Raw genomic sequence first — 4566 nt, forward strand, 5'->3', positions numbered from 1 at the left:
GGCCGTGGAAGCGGGCAGGGCCGGGGCCGGGGTGTCGCCCCGCGCCGGCTGCAGGGCAGCGTCCAGCGACTCGCGCCCGTCGAACACGAAGCAGCGGCCGCGCCAGTGCGCACCGCCCTCCTGCTCCAGGTAGCGCAGGATGCCGCCTTCGAGCTGCCAGACCGCGTCCAGGCCGGCCTCGCGCAGCACGATGGCCGCCTTCTCGCAGCGTATCCCGCCGGTGCAGAAGCTGACCACGGTCTTGCCTTGCAGGTCCTGCACGTGGCGCTCCACCGCGGCGGGGAAATCACCGAAGCTGCGCAGGCGCCAGTCCACCGCGCCCGCGAAGCTGCCGTGGTCCACCTCGAAATCGTTGCGCGTGTCCAGCAGCACCACGGGGCGGCCGGCATCGTCGCTGCCACGGTCCAGCCAGCGCCGCAGGGTGGCGGCGGGCAGCGCTGGCGCGCGGCCCCGGGCGGGCTGCACCGCCGGGCGGTTCATGCGGATGATCTCCCGCTTGACCTTCACGCGCAGGTGGCGGAAGGGCACCTGCGGCGACAGGCTTTCCTTGGCCTCCAGCCCGGCGAAGCGCGCGTCCTCGCGCAGGTGGCCCAGGAAGGCATGCACCGCCTGCGGCGGTCCGGCCAGGAAGAGGTTGATGCCCTCGTGGGCCAGCAGCACGGTGCCCTTGAGGCCCAGGCCCCGGGCCTCGTGGAACAGGGTCTCCCGCAGGGGGTGCGGATCGGCGATCTGCACAAAGCGGTAGGCCGACACGTTGAGGACGGAATTCACGGGTCCATTGTAGGAAACGCGCAGGTCGCGGCCGCCCCGTTTCCTACAATGGCTGGATGTTTGTCCACCTGCGCCTGCACACGGAATTTTCCATTCTCGACGGTACCAACCGGATCGACGACATCGTCGCCGCGGCCGCGGCGGACCGCCAGCCGGCCCTGGCCATCGGGGACCTCAACAACCTGTTCGGCGCCATCAAGTTCTACAAGGCCGCGCGTTCGGCCGGCGTCAAGCCGGTCATCGGCGCGGAGGTCTACGTGCAGGGCCTGTCCAAGGACGAGGCCAGCCTCTCCCGCATCCTGCTGCTGGTGCAAAGCCGCCAGGGCTACCTCAACCTGTGCGAACTCCTGGCGCGGGCCTGGACGCGCAACGTGGTCAAGGCCCAGGGGGCCTGCCGCGTGGAGTGGCTGGGTGAGCTCGGCGAAGGCCTCATCGCGCTGTCCGGCGCCCAGGCGGGCCCGGTCGGCCAGGCGCTGGTGCAGGGCGACGAAGCCCGTGCCGCCGAGGTCGCGCTGCGCCTGGCGGGCCTGTTCCCGCACCGCTTCTACCTGGAGCTGCAGCGCGCCGGCCGGCCCGAGGACGAGACGCAGGTGACGGGTGCGGTGCAACTGGCCGCGCGCCTGAACCTGCCCGTGGTGGCGACGCACCCGGTGCAGTTCACGCACGAGGACGATTACGAGGCCCATGAGGCGCGCGTCTGCATCTCCGAGGGCGAGATCCTGGGCAACCCGCGGCGCGTGCGCAAGTTCACCCGCGAGCAGTGGTTCAAGCCCCAGGCGCAGATGGAGCAGCTCTTCGCCGACGTGCCCTCGGCCATCGCCAACACGCTGGAAATCTCCAGGCGCTGCAACCTGGTGCTGGACCTGGGCAAGCCGCGGCTGCCCAACTTCCCCACGCCCAACGGCATGCCCATCGAGGAGTACTTCCGCTTCGCCTCGCACGAGGGCCTGAAGGAGCGGCTGCTTCACCTCTACCCCAACGAGGCCGAGCGCGAGAAGCAGACGCCGCGTTACATCGAGCGGCTGGAGTTCGAGATCGGCACCATCCTGAAGATGGGCTTCCCGGGCTACTTCCTGATCGTGTCGGACTTCATCAACTGGGCCAAGAACAACGGCTGCCCGGTGGGCCCGGGCCGCGGCTCCGGCGCCGGCTCGCTGGTGGCCTACGCGCTCAAGGTGACCGACCTGGACCCGCTGCAGTACAACCTGCTGTTCGAGCGCTTCCTGAACCCGGAGCGGGTGTCCATGCCCGACTTCGACATCGACTTCTGCCAGTCCAACCGCGACCGCGTCATCGACTACGTCAAGGAGAAGTACGGCAAGGAGGCGGTGAGCCAGATCGCCACCTTCGGCACCATGGCCGCGCGCGCGGCCATCCGCGACGTGGGCCGTGTGCTGGACATGAGCTACACCTTCTGCGACGGCATCAGCAAGCTGATCCCGAACAAGCCCGGCCAGCACGTGACCATCGCCGGCGCGATCGAGCAGGAGCCGGTGCTGGCCGAGCGGCTGGAGAAGGAGGACGAGGTCAAGACCCTGATCCAGCTGGCGCAGAAGCTGGAGGGCATGACCCGCAACGTGGGCATGCACGCCGGCGGCGTGCTGATCGCGCCCGGCAAGCTCACCGATTTCACGCCGCTCTACCAGCAGCCCGGCAGCGACTCGGCCGTGAGCCAGTACGACAAGGACGACGTGGAGGCGGCCGGCCTGGTGAAGTTCGACTTCCTGGGGCTGGCCACGCTCACCATCCTGGAGATCGCCAAGGAGTTCATCCGCAAGCGGCATGCCGGGCGCGAGAACTTCGTCTTCGAGGACATCCCGCTCGACGACCCGCACACCTACCGCCTGTTCTCCGACGGCAAGACCGAGGCGGTGTTCCAGTTCGAATCGCGCGGGATGCAGGGCATGCTGCGCGACGCCCGGCCCACACGCCTGGAGGACCTGATCGCGCTGAACGCGCTGTACCGGCCGGGCCCCATGGACCTGATCCCCAGCTTCGTGGCCCGCAAGCACGGGCGCGAGCAGGTCGAGTACCCGCACCCGCTGGTGGAGAAGGTGCTCTCGGAGACCTACGGCATCATGGTCTACCAGGAGCAGGTGATGCAGACCGCGCAGGTGCTGGGCGGCTACTCCCTGGGCGGCGCCGACCTGCTGCGCCGGGCGATGGGCAAGAAGAAGGCCGAGGAGATGGCCCAGCACCGCGAGATCTTCCGCAAGGGCGCGGCGCAGAACGGCATCACCGAGGTCAAGGCCGACGAGATCTTCGACCTGATGGAGAAGTTCGCGGGCTACGGCTTCAACAAGTCGCACGCCGCCGCCTACTCGCTGCTGGCCTACCAGACGGGCTGGCTGAAGGTGCACTACACGGCCGAGTTCTTCTGCGCGAACATGACCGTGGAAATGGACGACACCGACAAGCTGAAGGTGCTGTTCCACGACGCGACGGACAACTTCGGCCTGGCCTTCGAGCCGCCCGACGTGAACCGCGGCAACTACCGCTTCGAGCCCGTGTCGGACAAGGTGATCCGCTATGGCCTGGGCGCGATCAAGGGCACCGGGCAGCTGGCCATCGAGGCCATCGTGCGCGCCCGGGAAGAGGGCGGCCCCTTCAGCAGCCTGTACGACTTCTGCTGCCGGGTGGACCGCAGCCGCATCAACAAGCGCACGGTGGAGGCGCTGGTGAAGGCCGGGGCCTTCGATGCGCTGGAGCTGAACCGAGCTGCGCTCGTGGCCTCCATCGACCGCGCCTACGAATTCGCCGCCACCCGGGAGGCCAATGCCAACCAGGGCGGCCTGTTCGACATGGACGACTCGCACGCCGCCAGCCACCAGGAGCCGCCGCTGGTCGAGGCCATGCCCTGGGGCGTGAAGGAGCGCCTGACGCAGGAGAAGACGGCGGTCGGCTTCTACCTCTCGGGCCACCTCTTCGACGAGGTGGCCCTGGAGGTGCGCCGCTTCGTCAAGCGCAAGATCGACGACCTGATCGACAGCCGCGAGCAGCAGCTGCTGGCCGGCATCATCAGCGATTTCCGCACCATCAACGGCCAGCGCGGCAAGCTGGCGATCTTCAAGCTGGACGACAAGTCCGGGATGATCGAGGCGACCGCCGACGAGGGCGTGATCAACGCCAACCGCCACCTGCTGAAGGAGGACGAACTGGTCGTCGTCATGGGCAAGGTGCAGCCCGACCGTTTCTCCGGCGGCCTGCGGCTCTCTGTGAGCCAGGTCTGGGACCTGGCCACCGCGCGCTGCCGTTTCGGCAAGTTCCTGCGCGTGGCCGTGAATGGCCACGCCCCGGACATCCGCCGCCTGGTGAGCGATTTCCCGCCCCGGCGCGAGCAGTCCGAGCAGGGCGAGCTGGTGCGCGGCCTGCCCGTGCGCCTGGCGCTCAAGCGCGAGGGCGCGATCGCGGAACTGCAGTTGGGCGAGGAGGCCAAGTTCTTCCCCAGCGATGCAGCGCTTGCGAGTTGGATGGCGCAGGCGGACCAGGGCGGGGCGCAGATCGTCTACGAGTAGGAGCGTCGCCAGTTGTAAGCCCAGGTCCGGCCGGGAGTGAGGTGTTGCGGTTCTTGCCCGCAGCAGGCCGGGCGAATCCAGTCCCGTCGGATGGCCTCCGGGCCGCGGTCGCGTTTCATGCCTGCGTGACCTCAGGCCCACCCGGCCCCGGCAGCCCTGTGCCGCGCCGACTGTGGCGGTCGGCACTTCGTGTCCGACTTCCCCTGCGATGCTCGGTCCAGGCCCTGCGGCGTAACTCGCTACGCGCTCGCCTGCGGCGACCGCTTCGCTCAGACAGACG

General features: G+C 68.9%; 2 protein-coding genes. One reads left to right on the top strand and one right to left on the bottom strand.

The annotated features are described in order from the left end of the window. Positions 1 to 771 (bottom strand): sulfurtransferase (locus tag IM725_RS19620; RefSeq protein WP_193782330.1); only part of this gene is annotated, 771 nt, incomplete at its 3' end. Positions 772 to 827: 56 nt separating this feature from the next. On the opposite strand from IM725_RS19620, the gene dnaE reads away from it, so the two are divergent. Further along, positions 828 to 4286, top strand: coding sequence for a DNA polymerase III subunit alpha (gene dnaE, locus IM725_RS19625; RefSeq protein ID WP_193782331.1), 3459 nt, complete (start codon positions 828 to 830; stop codon positions 4284 to 4286). Positions 4287 to 4566: the final 280 nt, after the last annotated feature.

Origin of the sequence: Ramlibacter aquaticus (assembly GCF_015159745.1) — a bacterium.
GTDB classification, from domain to species: domain Bacteria; phylum Pseudomonadota; class Gammaproteobacteria; order Burkholderiales; family Burkholderiaceae_C; genus Ramlibacter; species Ramlibacter aquaticus.

Bases quoted from the DNA above. Each gene is read 5' to 3' on its own strand.
- dnaE (WP_193782331.1), top strand. From the start codon at position 828: ATGTTTGTCCACCTGCGCCTGCACACGGAATTTTCCATTCTCGACGGT.